The organism is Ideonella dechloratans (assembly GCF_021049305.1).
Classification (GTDB): domain Bacteria; phylum Pseudomonadota; class Gammaproteobacteria; order Burkholderiales; family Burkholderiaceae_C; genus Ideonella; species Ideonella dechloratans.
In genome coordinates this window covers 617,573-631,304 of the sequence record NZ_CP088082.1, presented here as the reverse complement: position 1 = coordinate 631,304, position 13,732 = coordinate 617,573, and the positions used below count along the sequence as shown (strand labels likewise).

The following is a 13,732-nucleotide window of genomic DNA, read 5'->3' as shown; positions in this document are numbered from 1 at the left end:
CCCTGGACAAGTTCGTGGATTTTCATTGCTGCGCACCCCCTTCGGTCGCCCACGACGCGATTTCCATCTTCTGGTCGTCGGTGAGCAGTTCCTTGGTCTGAATCATTGCGATCAGGTCGTTCACCGACTTGCCGCCCTCGATGGCCTTGCGCCACCCGGCTTTCTTCTTCTCGAAGGCTTCATCGCTGCACGTCGGCAGCGAGCCGCCCTTCGAGCCGTTGCCGGCGCCAGCCCCGCCGCCGGCATTGCCCGCGCCGCCGCTCTTGCCGGCCTGCTGTTCGGCCTTGTTCTCCATGACGCTCTTCCACGAGGATTCGCCGTCGCGGATGGCACCGTAGATGCCGCGCAGATTGACCAGCTCGGCCGGCGAGCAGGTATCCAGCGTGTGGCCCAGGTATTCGGTCAGGTCGGCGGCCTTGACGCCGATTTCGCCGAAGGCATCGGCGATGCGCTTGCGCTCGGTGTCGGGGTCGCGCGCGGCTTCGTCAAGGCGGATGGCCTTGATGATGGCCTCGGCCTCGTCCTGCAAGTCGCCGGGGATGATGCGCAGGCCCAGGGTGCGGATGGCCTTGGAAATCTGCGCGGCGCGCTTGTTCAGCAGGTCGTCGTCGGTGGCGGGCACCGTATAGACGTTGCGGTTGTAGCTGTTCTTGCGAACGCTGATGTAGGTGCCGTCGTCGGACGGCTTCGACCGCTCCACCGTCTTCGTGACGCGCACGTCGAGCGGGTAGGTCAGGTTCGATTCCAGGTCGGTGACGCTGACGCGGTGGATTTCCTTGCCCTCGTCCTCGAAGATCATGCTGGTTTCGACCAGCACGTTCGTCATGCAGCGCAGGGCCACCTCGACAAAGCGAATGCCCAGGCCCTCCACGCCGTCGCCGATGGGCTTGCGGTAGTAGGCGGACTTGTTGTTGGCGAAGCTGGGGCGCTTGCACTCCTTGAGCAAGTCCTGGCGCACCTGATCCCACTGGCGCGGGCGGCGCAGCGCCATCACGTAGCGGGCCTCGACAACGGCCTTGGCCTGGGCGGCCACGTAGGCCGATGCGGTTTCCTGGGCGGCCAGGGTCGAGCTGGTGCCGCCGAAGTCCTGGCGCACGGCCAGGGCCTGATTCACGGGGGAGTTCATGAGAGGGGTTCTCCGGTAGGTTTCGATCAGTCGGCCTCGCAGCGGCGGCAGCCGCGCCCACGGCACCGGCGGCACGCGCTGTCCGCTTCGGCGTCGATCTGGCGCTCCGCTTCCTTGCGGGCAATGGGTTCCCAGTAGCCGCGCGCCAAGCGCGCCAGCGCCTCGCCAGCCGCCGCCGTGTCGCCCTCGGCCAGAAGGCGGCAAAGCGGCTCGATCTGCGGGTCGCCCGTTTCGCAAAGGGCCTCGCAGAGGTTGGCGGGGTTGAAGGGCGTGAAGCCGGGCGCGGTCAGCAGCTCGGCGGCACGTTCGTCGATGGCCGCGTCGCGGCCTTCGTCGTCGGGTGCCCTGGGGTCGTTGGGGTGGCCGGTGTAGGCCGGCCAGGTGGCCTCGTCGCCGGGGCCTGGGAGCGTGGCGAGGTTCATAGCGTCACCCCGGCCAGTTCCCAGGCCCGGCGGATGCCGTAGCCGCGTGCGCGGTAGTAGCGGTAGTCGGCGAGGCGTTTCTTCAGGCGTCTGAGGGCCTTCATTCGCGCATCGCCTCCACGCTGACTTTGCAGAACCCGAAGCGGTCGAGTGCATCCATGACCGCCCCGCAGGTGCTCTTGAACAGGGCGGTGTAGCTGTGCTGCTCGCCCGTCGCCGTTCTCACGCTCACCCGGCACTTGACGAGCCGGGCCGGCCGCGCGGCAGCCGTGGCCGCCGCGCAGGCAGTTGTCGATGCGCTCATGGATGCGCTCCTTTCAGGGGGAAATCGAAAGCGCCCCTGACGGGGCGCTTGGGGCGGCCCGCTCGGCGGGCCTGCCCCGGACATGACACAAGCCACAGAGGGCACTACACCTTTGCGAGGCGGCCACCGATGAGGGAGTTCGAGAACACCGCGACGTCGTTGACGTTGAGACGGAAGGCGCCGGCGCGCCGGCCGATGCCCCAATGGCCGCCGTGGTAGGCCACGGCGTTGGGGTAGCTCCAGAAGTAGTCGCCGAAGGCCGATTCGTCGCGGTCGTCGCGCGTCGTGGCGGGCAGGAACACCGCGCCCAGGTCGAAACCGGCGTCGCGGTCGGTGGCGCGGCGGCGGAACCAGCCATCGCCCGGCGCCTCGACATCGGTTTCCACGTAGGTCTGGCTGCCGTCGGTGGCCCAGATGCGGTATTCGCTGTCGGCATTGGTCTGCAAGCCATCGACCATCTGCCAGACGTTGCCCCACAGGCCGACGATGCCGCGCCAGGTGGCCTGGGCCACAGTTTCGTCATCGACCGCACGCACGCCGCCGCCATTCACGTTGCCGTCGCCGATGGCCTGCTGCGCGTCCGGCGTGCCCAGTTCGATCAGCAGCAGCGCCTGGATGGCCGCGAGCTGGTAGATGCTCCAGAGCATCCAGCCCTCGCCACGCGCGGCGGCGCGCGCCTGCATGGTCGGGAAGTTGATGGAGGCCAACGGCTTCAGGCCGGGCTGGCTGCCCAGCTTGTCGTCGCCGTCCGGCGTGCCCTGGAACTTCCCGACGTGGAACTGGGCCAGCTCGGCTCCGTGGTGGCGGAACGCGGGGTGCAGCTCGAAGCCGGGCGCGGGTTCGGGGCTGACCCACAGCGCCTTTTTGCCCGCGTGCTCGCCGGTGGGCACGGCGCCGGCGCGGTAGTAGAAGGCCGGCACGCGCACCAGGTGCTGGCCGTCGATCACCTCGTCGGCGATGCCGGCGTAGGTCGGGTGGGCGTCGAAGTCGCCGGCGGCCGGCGCGATGCTGTTGCCCTCGGCGTCGATGCGCTGCCAGTTGCCCAGCGCCTTGCCGATGATGATGCCGATGATGTGGCTCATGAGGATTCCTTTCTTGCTTGCTTGGGAGGGGTGGCCTACGCCGGCTCGGCGGCGGCCTGTTCTTCGTCGGCGTCCGGCTCCACGCCGACGGCGCGCATGACAAGCGCGAAGTCGTCGTCGAACAGGTAGCCGCTTGTGCGGTAGCTCTCGACCATCCGCCAGATACCGAACTGGACGGTCTGATCGGTCGTGCCCAGGTTCTCGCCGTTGATGAACAGGGCGTCGGAACCTTCCTTGCCGTAGGCCGAGACGCTGGGCAGCATCCCGGCGCGGTACAGCAGGTCGAGCAGCAGGCTCGTTCTGCCGTACAGGTTCAGCGTCACGTCATGGCCCATCGCGCGAACGACAGGCCACTTGCCGATACCGGCAGTGCGGATTTGGATGTCCATGTCGGTGTCCTTCGGGGGATTGCCCTGGCGCGGGCCGCGTTGCCGCGCTGGTGTGCGCGGCTGTTCGAGGTGTGCCTTCTCTCAGGCTGTCATGGCGCTTTCGGCTCACCATTGCGGGGCTTACGTCTGCCCAACCGGCCCGACCTACCGGGCTTCTTTGCGGCATTGATGCGACTCGGTGCGCGCGCCGCGCCCCCTGCGCGTTGCCCGTGAAAACGGGCGCCGGCTCTGGCCTTGCCTCGACCGGCTGCCGGGGGTACTGCATGTCTTTCTGCCCGTCGTTACCTGCGCCACGAACGGGTGGGCGTCTTTCGACCTGGCCTATGGCTTCGTCACGACCCCCGCGGGCCGCTCCACCAGGGAGGCCAGGATTTCGCGCGCTTTTGCTTCTACGGCGCGCGCCCAGGCGTAGGAGGTTGGCGCCGCGCTCTCGGGGAGCGGGCCTCGCCTCTATTCATCCGGCAAGTTGTTAAAGAGCTGCACCGTCGGTTGCCTGTCGTGGTGCGTCGCTATGCGTCGTTGTGGCGCGTTGCGTTAGGCTGAATATTAGGCGGCGCCTAAGATCATGTCAATAGGCGTCGCCTAATATTTTTGGCAAAATAAAAGCCCGGTGACGTGCCGGGCTTGCGGAGATGGAAGATGGAAGACTGGAAGATGTGGGCGCTCTGGGCAGCCCTGGGCTTCAACCTGGTGGCTGGGGCCTGGAATTTGGCGGCAGCTATCCGCTACAGGCGGAAGGAAGCGCGCCTAGATCGGGGGGCTTGGGGCGCGCGCCCGCTGCTGCCGTCCGACAAGGCAGAGGTCTTGCGGCCTGGGGATACGGTGTTGATGCTGCCGTCGCTGGACGGCATGCCGGCCGATCAGCAGACTGCGATGGCCGGCTCGATCAAGGCGATGGCCGAGTCCGCGAAAGCTCGGGGCATCGAGTTCATGGTCGTGCCCGACCGGGAGCAGAAGGCGATTGTCGTGTCTCGGGGTCGGACGAGTGGCGCGGCGAGCGCGCTGGGTGGGTCGGAATGGGACGAGTTCTTCAGGGTGTGGCGCGAGAATCAGAGCCGCGACGAAACTCTGACAGCAGCCGCGTACCAGCAGCAACAAAGGCTGCAATCTCTGCATCGGTCACTGCGCGAAAAAGTCCTTCCTCTTTCGCATCTGCAAGTTGTCGGGCTAGATGCTCAAGGGCTGCTTGCCGATCTGGATGTGCTCGAAGCAACGATTCAAGAAATAGCCGAAGGGCCATATTCTCAAGGCGATAGATGAGTAAAGGGTCGCGCATTGATGCCTCTCGTTCACGCGGCTGATGCCAGCTCAACGCGGTGCAGGACGATAGAACGCATTTCTTCTTCCCATTCGGGGACAAGGCGCGTGCGCAATACCTTTGCCCATTCGCTCGCGTCCCGGTCGGTTGCGAGGTCTTCAACGTCCACCATCGGCAGCAGCAACACCACTTGCTCATCATCGTCCATCTCGGCGATAGCCTTGAAGATCATCCTGTCGAGTTGCCGTATCGTGGTGTCGTATAGGCCGTGCGCGCCGCCCTCTTGCAAAAGAAATCCCAAGAACGCCAGGCCGTTTTCAATACCCTCGCGCGGCTCTGGCGATGGCGCGGCGCGGAAATGCGCGATCACCTTGTCGCACACGCGACGCTTCAGCTCCGCCCGGTCGAACTGGAGCCATGTGCGAGCGGCCGAACCCAGCAAGCGCAGGCGATTGAAAAGCTCGTCGGAACGGTCTTGCGGCTGGTCTTCGTTGGGCAGCAAATTCATAATTTCCGCCGCTTACTTCCAAAGGACAAAATAGACAGCCTCGAACACCGGGGCCGTCTTTTCCTGCCCAGCAACGGTCTTGTATTTCGTATTCGAGACGTAACGCCCCACAAGATCGAACCCGCCTTCTATTTTGGCGCCGTCGAAATAGTATTTCTGCAACTGATTGGGGATAACCACGGCGAAATAGTCCGTGCTTTCGCCCATTCCGCGCGAGCGGCGTAAGGCATTGGCAAGCAATTCATTGTCCTGCGAAGACGAAAGGGCTGCGAGGAATTCTGGCCTATCCCCGGCCATCTTGATTTTGCCGTTCATGTAGTACATGGCGCCGTCGGGTTTGATCTTGGGCGCGCTGGCGAGCGAGCCGCCGTGCTCGGCGTTGTAAACGATGGCTGCCTCCCCAAGATTGGTCGGCTTGGCCTGCCCTGACCTAAGTGCAGCTTCACGGGCGGCCCTCGCTTGTTTCTGGGCGACGGCTTGGCGTTCTTCTTCCTGTTTGTCTTGTTCTTTTTCTGTTTTTATTTCTGCAAACTTATCTCTTAGTCGATTCTCACAATTGACCGCGCAAAACCCTTTTTCTCTTAGGCTCTGGCAATACTCATCAACCGTCTTTGTTTTGTTGAAGTCAATGCTTCTCAAGTGCCCGAGCGTGAGCATTTCTTGCATGCAAGAGCCGTTCGATTGAGCTGTGGCGATTGGTGTCGCAAGCGCAAGGAATATTCCAAATATTCCAATTCTCATAAAATCCCCTTTCTATTCCTGATCGCCTTATTTCTCAATCATTTAATTTCCCTGCCGTCTGACCATACCAGTCTCAACTTAGGCCACCTTGGTGCGGCTTTTCTGAGTGGCAATAGCCTTTACAGATCGGTCTTCAATAAAAGCAATGGCCGCTTGTGTCTGTGGCTCAAGTTTCCCGCGCTCGGTGGAGGGGAGTAGCAGCAAATCAATGGCTGCACGGGTGACTGCGCTGGCGGAAGTGTACGCAGCCCAAGCAGTGGCTGACGGGTCTGTCGGCGCGTTGTCTCCGTGGGCCTCCATTGTTCCGGTTGCCTGTGCGGCGGTCGGCAGTTCCTTCAGTCCCCAATGCTCTGCACCGACCACATCCGAGAAGTACGCCCACAGCTCGGGGAGCTTGCTCTTATCAATCGACCCCTTCTTCATCCAGTCATGGATTGACGGCGGCTTCACGCCGAAATGCCGCGCGATCTCGGCCTTGGACTTTGCCAAGCCCAAAGCGAGTTTCTTGTCGATGGCGACTTTGATCGCGGCGCCTAGTTCTTTACCTGTAAGCATTGCCTAATGATCGGGTGCTGGAACGCCATTAGGCAATTCCTATTGACAAAGATTAGGCGACGCCTAATAATGACGGAATGGACACCGCACATACCGCACAACAGCTTGCGATCAAGAGGGCATGTTCCGCCGTTGGCGGGCAGGCCGCGCTTGCCCGGCTCTTGGGCGTCTCGACACCCACGGTGAATCAATGGGTGTCTGGGAAGCGCCAAGTGCCCGCTGAACGCTGCCCGGCAATCGAGAAAGCCACGTCCGGCGAGGTGACGTGCGAACAGTTGCGCCCCGACGTGGATTGGGCGTACCTGCGCGGCACCAGTCCGGCCACCCAGAAGGAGACGACCAATGCCTGAAGCCAAGGTAGCAGCCGGCACGCCCACCGAAGACGCGCAGCAGCGCGTCGGCGTTCCGGCCGTTTCGCCAGAGTCCGCCCATTCCCAGCCCGACGAGCGCGAGGGCGATGCGCCCGCGCTCATCCAGATCGGCCCCTTGGATGTTTGAGGAAGGAGCCAGTTATGCAGGTATTCGGTCGTCTCACCGTTGATTCCGTCGAAGGCAGTAGGGCGCATTGCACCTGCGCTTGCGGCACCAAGCGCATCGTCTCGATCTACTCCCTTCGGAGCGGCAACACCCGTAGCTGCGGCTGCCTGGCGCGTGAGCGCACGGCGAACATGGGCCGGAGCAACAAGACCCACGGCATGAAGAAGACGCGCACCTACAAGGCGTGGGAGTCGATGCGCCGGCGCTGCTTCAATCCGCGCGCCGGCAATTTCAAGCACTACGGTGGGCGCGGCATCACCGTTTGCGATGCCTGGGCCTCGTTCGAGAACTTCCTGGCCGACATGGGCGAGTGCCCGGACGGCCTGACGCTGGAGCGCAACGATACGAACGGCAACTACGAACCCAGCAACTGCTGCTGGGCCACGCCGGTCGAGCAGACGCGCAATCGCCGCATCACCGCCACCATCGAAATCGACGGACGCACGCGCGTTCTCGGCGAGGTGTGCGCGGAGCGCGGCGTCAGCGCCCACCTTGTCCATTGCAGGCTGCGGAGCGGCTGGCCGGTCAATGACCGCCTGTTCATGCCTTCTCTTCGCACCAGTCTCGGTGCGTGAAAGGTAGCGCGCTGTGGTTTTCATCAACTTTTCCATGCAGCAAGTCTCCGCCGTCCGCCGGGCTGGCGGTAGGCGAATCTGAAAGGGCGTTCGTCATGCGTAAACCCATCAAGCAAGTCCATCGCGCGCTGTTCCTGGCGCTTCAGGCGGATGCCAAGGAATACCCCGGCGGCGTTCGTGCCATCGCGGAAGCGATGGGCATGAACGGGAACACGCTGGCGAACGGCATCAACCCCGACCACGACGCGCCGCCGCCCAGCTTCGGCGTCATCCTCGAAATCGTCATCGTGGCCCAGGCCCGGCGCACCGTGTTCGCGCTGGCGCACCTCGTTGGCCAAGTGCCGATGGACTTCGAGCTGGAGCCGCGCGAGCCGGCCGAGGCTGTGCGCCTGTTCCTGTCGCTGGTGTCGTCGGCGTCGGAGTTGCTGGGCGTGGGTTCCGAGGCCGCGAAGGATGGCCGGTTCTGCGCCGACGAGCGCCGCGCCCTCGAACCGCTGCTGCTGGCGCTGATGAAGGCGACCGGCGAGCTGCTGCAATCCATCCGGGGAGGTGCCTTGTGAGCGCCGTCATCGCCCCGCCGCACGCGCAGCGCGCCGCGACCGCCCGCCGCCTGGGCGAGGAACAGATGCAGCTTGCCCTGGATGCGGCTACCTCGACCGACCCGAGTTTCAGCGCGCGGGCCTACACGTTCATCGTGGCCTACGTGCGCGAGCAATCCGCCCGGCTGGGCAGCGTGCCCGGCGAACAGGTGACGATGGCCGCCCGCGCCGCCGGCATCACTCCGTCCGATGATCGAGCGTTTGGGGCGATCTATGCGAAAGCCATTCGCCAAGGCGACATCCGTGTAGTGGGCTATTGCGCTCGCGTGCGTGGCCACGGCACCAGTGGAGGGAAGCTCTATGCCGCTGGCTTGCGCATTCCACTGATGGCGGACAGTGATTCCATTCCCATCGCGGACAGCGTTCCAGGCGATGGCGGACACGTTGCGCGGGTGTCCTGAGTGACGCTCAAATCGTAGCCGAAGTGTCCGCCATCAGCGTGGAATGGCGGTCGGCGCGGCCGGCTCAGACGGCCTTTGCCAGCTTTCTCATCGACTCGCCCTTGAGGGCTATCTTGTGCGAGCCGTGCACGATGCGGTCCAGGATGGCGTCGGCCAGCGTGGGCTCGTCCAGCCAGGCGTGCCAGGCCGTCACCGGCAACTGGCTGGTGATGAGCGTCGAGCGCGCACCCACCCGGTCGTCGAGCAACTCCAGCAGGTCGTTTCGCTCGTGCGCGGCAATCGGCGCGATGCCGAAGTCGTCCAGGATGAGCAGGTCCAGCCGCGCCAGTTGCGCCAGCCGTTTGCCCAGGCTGCCATCGCCGTGGGCCACGTGCAACTCCTGCAGCAGCCGTGGCGCGCGGGTGTAGAGCACCGAGAAGCCCAGACGCGCGGCCTGCTGCCCCAGTGCGCAGGCAAGCCACGTCTTGCCGCACCCGGTGGCGCCGGTCAGCAGCACGTTGTGGCCATGGCGCAGCCAGTCGCCGCCGGCCAGGCTGGTGATGACCTCCCGGCCCAGGCCCCGGCTGGCGCGCCAGTCGATGTCCTCCAGGCAGGCACTGGAGACCTTCAGGCGGGCCGCCTTGAGCAGGCGCTCCAGGCGTTTGCTGTCACGCCAGTCCACCTCGCGCTGCACCAGCAGCGCCAGACGTTGTTCAAAGGGCAGTTCGCTGGCTGTGATGTGGGTGGCCGCGTCGCTGAGGGCGGCCACCATGCCGTCCAGGCGCAGGGCGCGCAGTTGGTTCAAGGTCTGTTCGTTGAGCATGGTTCTTCCTTGTTGGGTTTGCTTGCGCGTTGGAGCTCAGTGGTAGTAGTCCGGCCCGCGCACGTTCTCGTGCAGCGGCAGGCTCGCCTGTGCGGCCATCGGCGCATCCAGCGGCCGCTGGTCCAGGCCGCAGCCCAGGATGGAGGCGATGCTCTTGTAGGACGGTGAGCGAATCGACTGCGCCCGCGCACAGGCGGCCTCCAGCCGGTCAGCCCCGTACTCACGGCCCAGGCGCATGAGGCCCAGACAGGAGCGGTAACCCTGCTCGGGATGCTGGCGGTGCTCCATCTGCCAGCGCACCACGGCGGCGGTGGCCGCACCCACGCGCTCGCCCCAGGCGATGAGCTTGGCCGGCGTCCACTGCAGGTGCGCCCGGTGCGAGGCCGGCATGTGCTCAGGTGTGGTGGTGTGTGCACCCCGGCGGGGATTGAGGGCGTGGGCGGCCACCCGTTTGCCGCCATGCAGGACTTCGACCGTGCCGGCCGTGATGCGCAACTCCACCGGCTCGCCCACCAGGGCGTGGGGCACCGAGTAGTAGTGGCCATCGAGCTCGACGTGGTAATCGATGTTGACGCGGGCGGGTTTGAAGCGCGCGATGGGCATGCGCACCGCCGGCAGGGGGCGCAGGGCCGGCCGGTCAAGCTCGGCGAAGGCACTGGCGCGGTTGCCCGGCAGCTTCTTGAACGCGCGCTGGTTCAAGTCCACCAGCAAGGCGGCAATCGCCCGGTTGAGCTCGGCCAGGCTGAAGAAGGTCTGGTGGCGCAGCCGGGCCAGAATCCAGCGCTCGACCACCTGCACGGCGACCTCCACCTTGGGTTTGTCGCGTGGCTTGGCCGGGCGCGCGGGCATCACGGCCAGGCTGTAGTGCGCACAGAGTTCTTCGAGCAGGCGGTGCGCGGTGGGCTCGTAGCGGTCGGGGCGGGCCATGAGGGCGCGCGGCTGGTCGGGCACCAGCAGGCGGGGCACGCCGCCGATGAACTCCAGCGTGGCAATGATGCTGGCCACCCAGTCAGCGGCCTTCTGGCTGGCAGTGGCGCAGGCGTAGGTGTAGTTCGATGCGCCCAGCACTGCCACGAAGACCTGGGCCGGGCGTATCTCGCCGGTGCTGGCGTCCACGACGGGCACGGTCTGGCCGGCGTAGTCCACGAAGAGCTTGTCACCGCCCGAGTGGGTCTGGCGCATGGAGCGCTGCAGGCGCCGGGCCCAAGCCTTGTACTTCTCGCAGAAGGCGCTGTACTTGTACGCCTGACCGCTGTGCTGTTGCTGGTATTCCTCCCACAGCAGCTGCAGCGTCACGCCAGGTCGGCGCAGTTCGCGGTGGATGTGGGCGTGGTCGGGTTCGAGGTGCCGGGACTCGCGCGCCACGGGTGGCTTGTAAAGCCGGGCCTGGAGTTCGTCGTCGTTCAGGCTCTGGGCCGTAGCCCAGTCCACGCCGGCCACGCGCGCGTAGCTGGCTATCTCGCTGACAGTGGATTTGGAGATGCCGAGGGCGGCACCGATTTGACGGGTGCTCAAGGCCCCGCGGTGCAGCAGTTGCAGTGTGTGTCGTAGTTTGCTCATGGTGACCCTGGGTGTGGGCATCGCTGGCTCCGGTCAAAAAAACCGGGCAGCGTATGCCGCGTTCGGGTCACTCAGAACACCCCGCAGGTGTCCGCCATCAGTTTGGAATGCTGTCCGCCTTCAGCGTGGAACACTGTCCGCCATCATGGTGGAACACTGTCCGCCATCAGCGTGGAATCGTGTCCGCCATCGCGTGGAATACGCAGCTGGCTGATGAGAAATGGCGGCAGGTGGTTGGCTTCGAGGGCAAATACGAGGTTTCCGACTGCGGCCGCGTCCGCTCGCCACGCACGGGGAAATTGCTCGCGCAACGGCTCTGGAACAGCGGCTATCCCAGCGTCCAATTGTGGGCCGGGAACAAGGCGCATAGCCGGTCGGTGCATCGCCTGATGGCTGCTGCCTTCCTGGGCTTGGCGCCGGGATTGCAGGTGAACCACATCGACGGGGACAAGGGGAACAACCGCCTCGACAACCTGGAGGTCGTCACCCCGAGCGAGAACCTGAAGCACGCCGTTCATGAGCTGGGTTTCAAGACGCCGGCGTTGGCAGGCGTAGAGAACCCGAACGCCCGGCCTGTCGATAGGCTTTCCCTTGATGGAAGGTTGCTGCGGCGCTACCTGTCGCAGTCCGACGCTGTGCGAGAGGGTTTTCGCGCGTCCTGCATTACTGAGTGCTGCAACGGCACCCAGAAGACGCACAAGGGATTCCGCTGGCGTCATGCCGTCCATGAGCAGGAGGGTGCGGCCTGATGGAAGACCTCAAGAACCTGTCCGCCGAAGCCGTCATGGCGCCGTTCGTCGGCCGCGACACCCTCACGAACCGCGAGCTGTTCCAGCAACTCGCCCTGCAACTGGACATCCCCGAGGCGGCGCTGGAAGCGCGCGCGCCCGTGGGCAAGGCCGGCAAAGCCTACAACCTGTTCGAGCGCCGCGTGCGCTGGCACCAGCAGACCCTGAAGCATCTGGGCGTGCTTGAGCGCGTGGAGCGTGGCACCTGGCGCCTGAGCGGCGAGGCCAAGAAGGAGCTGACGCCGGCGCCGCGTCGCGCCGTCCTGCTGGCATTCTCGACCGACCTGGGCTGCGCGCTGTGGGCGAACGCCGAGGACGTGTTCAGCGGTCTGGGTGAGCAGATCACCCTGGCCTTCACCTCGCCGCCGTACCCACTGGCGAAGCAGCGCGCCTACGGCAACGCCGACCAGGCCAGCTACATCGACTGGCTGCTGCCCATCCTCGAACCCATCGTGGCGCACCTGCGGCCCGGCGGGAACGTGGTGCTGAACCTGGGCAATGACATCTTCGAGCCGGGTTCTCCGGCGCGCTCCCTTTACCTGGAGCGGCTGACCCTGGCGCTGCACGACAAGCTGGGCCTGCACCTGATGGAGCGGTTCGTCTGGCACAACCCGACGAAGCCGCCCGGCCCGGTGCAATGGGCATCCATCCGCCGCGTGCATCACAACACGGCCTACGAGCATGTGCTGTGGTTCACCAACGAGCCGGCCCTGGTCATAGCCGACAACCGCCGCTGCCTGCGCGAGCACACCGATAAGCACCGGCGGTTCATGGACGCCGGCGGCGTGCAGCAGTACGCCCGCTACGCCGGCGGGGCCTACACCGTCCGCGAGGGCAGCTTCAGCGCGCCCACCGATGGCGCCATTGCCCGCAACGTGCTGACCATCCCGCACCGCGACCCTGACCAGCAACCCGCGCGCGACTTCGCGGCACGGCACGGCCTGCCGGCCCATCCGGCGCTGATGCCCGTGCGCTTGGCCGAGCACTTCGTCCGGTTCCTGTCCGAGGTGGGCGACCTGATTGTTGACCCCTTCGGTGGCTGGGCCACGACGGGGCGCGGTGCCGAGCTGCACGGCCGGCGCTGGCTTGTGACCGAGCGATGCCGCGAGTACCTGATCGCGGCCGCGCAACGCTTCCGGGGTGCCCCCGGTTTTGAAACGTCGATGGAGGGCACCTATGCGTGATTACTCGAAAGTCGGCCCGAAGTTCTGGATTGGTGCCACGGGTAAGCGCCTGCGCGCGGCAGGGATGGAGGCGCAGATCGTCGCCATGTACCTGCTGACCAGCCCGCACGCCAACATGCTGGGCCTCTACTACTGCCCGACCATGTTCATTGCCCATGAAACCGGGCTGGGCTTGGAAGGGGCTTCAAAGGGGCTTCAAAGCGCCATCGAAGCCGGATTTTGCGAGTACGACGAGGCTTCCGAGGTGGTCTGGGTGATCGAAATGGCCTCGTACCAGATCGGAGAGGCGCTCAAGCCCAACGACCTGCGCGTCAAAGGGGTGCAGAACGAGTACGGCTCGCTGCCCGAAAACCCTTATCTGGCGCGGTTTTACGAGAAGTACAGCGCGGCATTCTGCATGTCGGCCTGCCGGGGGAAAACAAGCCCCTACGAAGCCCCTTCAAAGCCCCTCCGAAGCCAAGAACAGGAACAGGAGAAAGAACAGGAGCAGGAACAGAAGAGTCTTGGGGGCGACGGCCAGCCCGACGGCACCGATGGCGGCGACGGCAACGGAACCAACCCCGATGCTGCGCCTGCGGCTCCGCCGAAAACCAAGCGGGGAACCCGCTTGCCCGAGGACTGGAGACTGCCGAAGGGCTGGGGCGACTGGGCGCTGGAGAACCGCCCCGACATGACCGACGCCGACGTGCGGCACCAAGCCGCCTGCTTTGCCGACTACTGGCACGGCAAGGCCGGTGCCGATGCGCGCAAGGCCGACTGGGAGGCCACCTGGCGCAACTGGATTCGCCGCGCCGACAGCCCGCTGCCCAAGGGTGGGCCGGCGCGTCCTGGCCGCATGAACCCGCCTGCCCACCCCCAACAACCGAAGGAGCCGCGCGATGTTGTCACGAGCATCTGACCT

General features: G+C 65.3%; 19 protein-coding genes. 9 read left to right on the top strand and 10 right to left on the bottom strand.

Going from position 1 to position 13,732, the window contains the following annotated elements; genetic code table 11:
- Positions 1-22: 22 nt before the first annotated feature.
- The 5 genes from LRM40_RS20960 to LRM40_RS20940 form a co-directional block, all read right to left on the bottom strand.
- Positions 23-1,126 carry a hypothetical protein gene (locus tag LRM40_RS20960; protein ID WP_170288786.1) on the bottom strand — a complete coding sequence of 368 codons (1,104 nt, stop codon included), beginning with the start codon at positions 1,124-1,126 and terminating at the stop codon, positions 23-25.
- Positions 1,127-1,152: 26 nt separating this feature from the next.
- Positions 1,153-1,548: a hypothetical protein gene (locus LRM40_RS20955; protein WP_105812212.1), complete on the bottom strand. Its 396-nt coding sequence runs from the start codon at positions 1,546-1,548 to the stop codon at positions 1,153-1,155.
- A 100-nt stretch (positions 1,549-1,648) separates the two neighbouring features.
- Positions 1,649-1,852 (bottom strand): hypothetical protein, encoded by a 204-nt coding sequence (locus tag LRM40_RS20950; RefSeq protein WP_105812213.1) that lies wholly within the window; start codon positions 1,850-1,852, stop codon positions 1,649-1,651.
- Between the two features lie 104 nt (positions 1,853-1,956).
- On the bottom strand, positions 1,957-2,934 hold the full coding sequence (locus tag LRM40_RS20945; RefSeq protein ID WP_151122422.1) for a hypothetical protein: 978 nt from the start codon (positions 2,932-2,934) through the stop codon (positions 1,957-1,959).
- A gap of 35 nt (positions 2,935-2,969) precedes the next feature.
- Positions 2,970-3,323: a hypothetical protein gene (locus tag LRM40_RS20940; RefSeq protein WP_087778531.1), complete on the bottom strand. Its 354-nt coding sequence runs from the start codon at positions 3,321-3,323 to the stop codon at positions 2,970-2,972.
- Positions 3,324-3,962: 639 nt separating this feature from the next.
- On the opposite strand from LRM40_RS20940, the gene LRM40_RS20935 reads away from it, so the two are divergent.
- Positions 3,963-4,583, top strand: coding sequence for a hypothetical protein (locus LRM40_RS20935; RefSeq protein WP_151122423.1), 621 nt, complete (start codon positions 3,963-3,965; stop codon positions 4,581-4,583).
- Between the two features lie 29 nt (positions 4,584-4,612).
- Here the strand turns inward: LRM40_RS20935 and LRM40_RS20930 are convergent, their stop codons facing one another.
- From LRM40_RS20930 to LRM40_RS21545, 3 genes are all read right to left on the bottom strand, one after another.
- Positions 4,613-5,089 carry a hypothetical protein gene (locus LRM40_RS20930; protein WP_151122424.1) on the bottom strand — a complete coding sequence of 159 codons (477 nt, stop codon included), beginning with the start codon at positions 5,087-5,089 and terminating at the stop codon, positions 4,613-4,615.
- A 12-nt stretch (positions 5,090-5,101) separates the two neighbouring features.
- Entirely contained in the window at positions 5,102-5,755 is a 654-nt protein-coding gene (locus LRM40_RS20925; protein WP_151122425.1) for a hypothetical protein, read from the bottom strand.
- Positions 5,756-5,908: 153 nt separating this feature from the next.
- Positions 5,909-6,385 carry a hypothetical protein gene (locus tag LRM40_RS21545; RefSeq protein WP_310734147.1) on the bottom strand — a complete coding sequence of 159 codons (477 nt, stop codon included), beginning with the start codon at positions 6,383-6,385 and terminating at the stop codon, positions 5,909-5,911.
- Between the two features lie 77 nt (positions 6,386-6,462).
- Here LRM40_RS21545 and LRM40_RS20915 point away from each other — a divergent pair, with 77 nt between their 5' ends.
- The 5 genes from LRM40_RS20915 to LRM40_RS20895 all read left to right on the top strand — a co-directional run bounded on the left by LRM40_RS20915 (position 6,463) and on the right by LRM40_RS20895 (position 8,497).
- Positions 6,463-6,735, top strand: a complete 273-nt coding sequence (locus LRM40_RS20915; protein ID WP_151122426.1) for a helix-turn-helix domain-containing protein — start codon at positions 6,463-6,465, stop codon at positions 6,733-6,735.
- Positions 6,728-6,883: a hypothetical protein gene (locus tag LRM40_RS20910; protein WP_170288787.1), complete on the top strand. Its 156-nt coding sequence runs from the start codon at positions 6,728-6,730 to the stop codon at positions 6,881-6,883. The genes LRM40_RS20915 and LRM40_RS20910 overlap by 8 nt, the downstream gene beginning before the upstream one ends.
- A gap of 14 nt (positions 6,884-6,897) precedes the next feature.
- Entirely contained in the window at positions 6,898-7,497 is a 600-nt protein-coding gene (locus LRM40_RS20905) for a hypothetical protein (RefSeq protein WP_151122427.1), read from the top strand.
- A 95-nt stretch (positions 7,498-7,592) separates the two neighbouring features.
- Positions 7,593-8,057, top strand: coding sequence for a phage regulatory CII family protein (locus tag LRM40_RS20900; protein ID WP_087778518.1), 465 nt, complete (start codon positions 7,593-7,595; stop codon positions 8,055-8,057).
- Positions 8,054-8,497: a hypothetical protein gene (locus LRM40_RS20895; protein WP_151122428.1), complete on the top strand. Its 444-nt coding sequence runs from the start codon at positions 8,054-8,056 to the stop codon at positions 8,495-8,497. The genes LRM40_RS20900 and LRM40_RS20895 overlap by 4 nt, the downstream gene beginning before the upstream one ends.
- Positions 8,498-8,561: 64 nt before the next feature.
- On the opposite strand, the gene istB is transcribed toward LRM40_RS20895, so the two are convergent.
- Both istB and istA read right to left on the bottom strand, forming a co-directional pair.
- Entirely contained in the window at positions 8,562-9,299 is a 738-nt protein-coding gene (gene istB / locus LRM40_RS20890; protein WP_151126053.1) for an IS21-like element helper ATPase IstB, read from the bottom strand.
- A gap of 36 nt (positions 9,300-9,335) precedes the next feature.
- Entirely contained in the window at positions 9,336-10,880 is a 1,545-nt protein-coding gene (gene istA, locus LRM40_RS20885) for an IS21 family transposase (RefSeq protein WP_151126052.1), read from the bottom strand.
- An 86-nt stretch (positions 10,881-10,966) separates the two neighbouring features.
- Between istA and LRM40_RS20880 the strand changes: the two genes are divergently transcribed.
- Genes LRM40_RS20880 through LRM40_RS20870 form a run of 3 tightly spaced genes read left to right on the top strand, consistent with a single transcriptional unit; the run spans position 10,967 to position 13,729 of the window.
- Positions 10,967-11,608: an NUMOD4 motif-containing HNH endonuclease gene (locus LRM40_RS20880; RefSeq protein WP_151124934.1), complete on the top strand. Its 642-nt coding sequence runs from the start codon at positions 10,967-10,969 to the stop codon at positions 11,606-11,608.
- Entirely contained in the window at positions 11,608-12,831 is a 1,224-nt protein-coding gene (locus LRM40_RS20875) for a site-specific DNA-methyltransferase (protein WP_087778512.1), read from the top strand. The genes LRM40_RS20880 and LRM40_RS20875 overlap by 1 nt, the downstream gene beginning before the upstream one ends.
- The gene (locus tag LRM40_RS20870; protein ID WP_105812220.1) at positions 12,824-13,729 is read left to right on the top strand and encodes a DNA-binding protein; all 906 of its coding nucleotides are present in this window, start codon (positions 12,824-12,826) and stop codon (positions 13,727-13,729) included. The genes LRM40_RS20875 and LRM40_RS20870 overlap by 8 nt, the downstream gene beginning before the upstream one ends.
- The last annotated feature ends 3 nt before the right edge of the window (positions 13,730-13,732 follow it).

Bases quoted from the DNA above. Each gene is read 5' to 3' on its own strand.
- LRM40_RS20960 (WP_170288786.1), bottom strand. From the start codon at position 1,126: ATGAACTCCCCCGTGAATCAGGCCCTGGCCGTGCGCCAGGACTTCGGC.
- LRM40_RS20955 (WP_105812212.1), bottom strand. From the start codon at position 1,548: ATGAACCTCGCCACGCTCCCAGGCCCCGGCGACGAGGCCACCTGGCCG.
- LRM40_RS20950 (WP_105812213.1), bottom strand. From the start codon at position 1,852: ATGAGCGCATCGACAACTGCCTGCGCGGCGGCCACGGCTGCCGCGCGG.
- LRM40_RS20945 (WP_151122422.1), bottom strand. From the start codon at position 2,934: ATGAGCCACATCATCGGCATCATCATCGGCAAGGCGCTGGGCAACTGG.
- LRM40_RS20940 (WP_087778531.1), bottom strand. From the start codon at position 3,323: ATGGACATCCAAATCCGCACTGCCGGTATCGGCAAGTGGCCTGTCGTT.
- LRM40_RS20935 (WP_151122423.1), top strand. From the start codon at position 3,963: ATGGAAGACTGGAAGATGTGGGCGCTCTGGGCAGCCCTGGGCTTCAAC.
- LRM40_RS20930 (WP_151122424.1), bottom strand. From the start codon at position 5,089: ATGAATTTGCTGCCCAACGAAGACCAGCCGCAAGACCGTTCCGACGAG.
- LRM40_RS20925 (WP_151122425.1), bottom strand. From the start codon at position 5,755: ATGCAAGAAATGCTCACGCTCGGGCACTTGAGAAGCATTGACTTCAAC.
- LRM40_RS21545 (WP_310734147.1), bottom strand. From the start codon at position 6,385: ATGCTTACAGGTAAAGAACTAGGCGCCGCGATCAAAGTCGCCATCGAC.
- LRM40_RS20915 (WP_151122426.1), top strand. From the start codon at position 6,463: ATGGACACCGCACATACCGCACAACAGCTTGCGATCAAGAGGGCATGT.
- LRM40_RS20910 (WP_170288787.1), top strand. From the start codon at position 6,728: ATGCCTGAAGCCAAGGTAGCAGCCGGCACGCCCACCGAAGACGCGCAG.
- LRM40_RS20905 (WP_151122427.1), top strand. From the start codon at position 6,898: ATGCAGGTATTCGGTCGTCTCACCGTTGATTCCGTCGAAGGCAGTAGG.
- LRM40_RS20900 (WP_087778518.1), top strand. From the start codon at position 7,593: ATGCGTAAACCCATCAAGCAAGTCCATCGCGCGCTGTTCCTGGCGCTT.
- istB (WP_151126053.1), bottom strand. From the start codon at position 9,299: ATGCTCAACGAACAGACCTTGAACCAACTGCGCGCCCTGCGCCTGGAC.
- istA (WP_151126052.1), bottom strand. From the start codon at position 10,880: ATGCCCACACCCAGGGTCACCATGAGCAAACTACGACACACACTGCAA.
- LRM40_RS20880 (WP_151124934.1), top strand. From the start codon at position 10,967: ATGCTGTCCGCCTTCAGCGTGGAACACTGTCCGCCATCATGGTGGAAC.
- LRM40_RS20875 (WP_087778512.1), top strand. From the start codon at position 11,608: ATGGAAGACCTCAAGAACCTGTCCGCCGAAGCCGTCATGGCGCCGTTC.
- LRM40_RS20870 (WP_105812220.1), top strand. From the start codon at position 12,824: ATGCGTGATTACTCGAAAGTCGGCCCGAAGTTCTGGATTGGTGCCACG.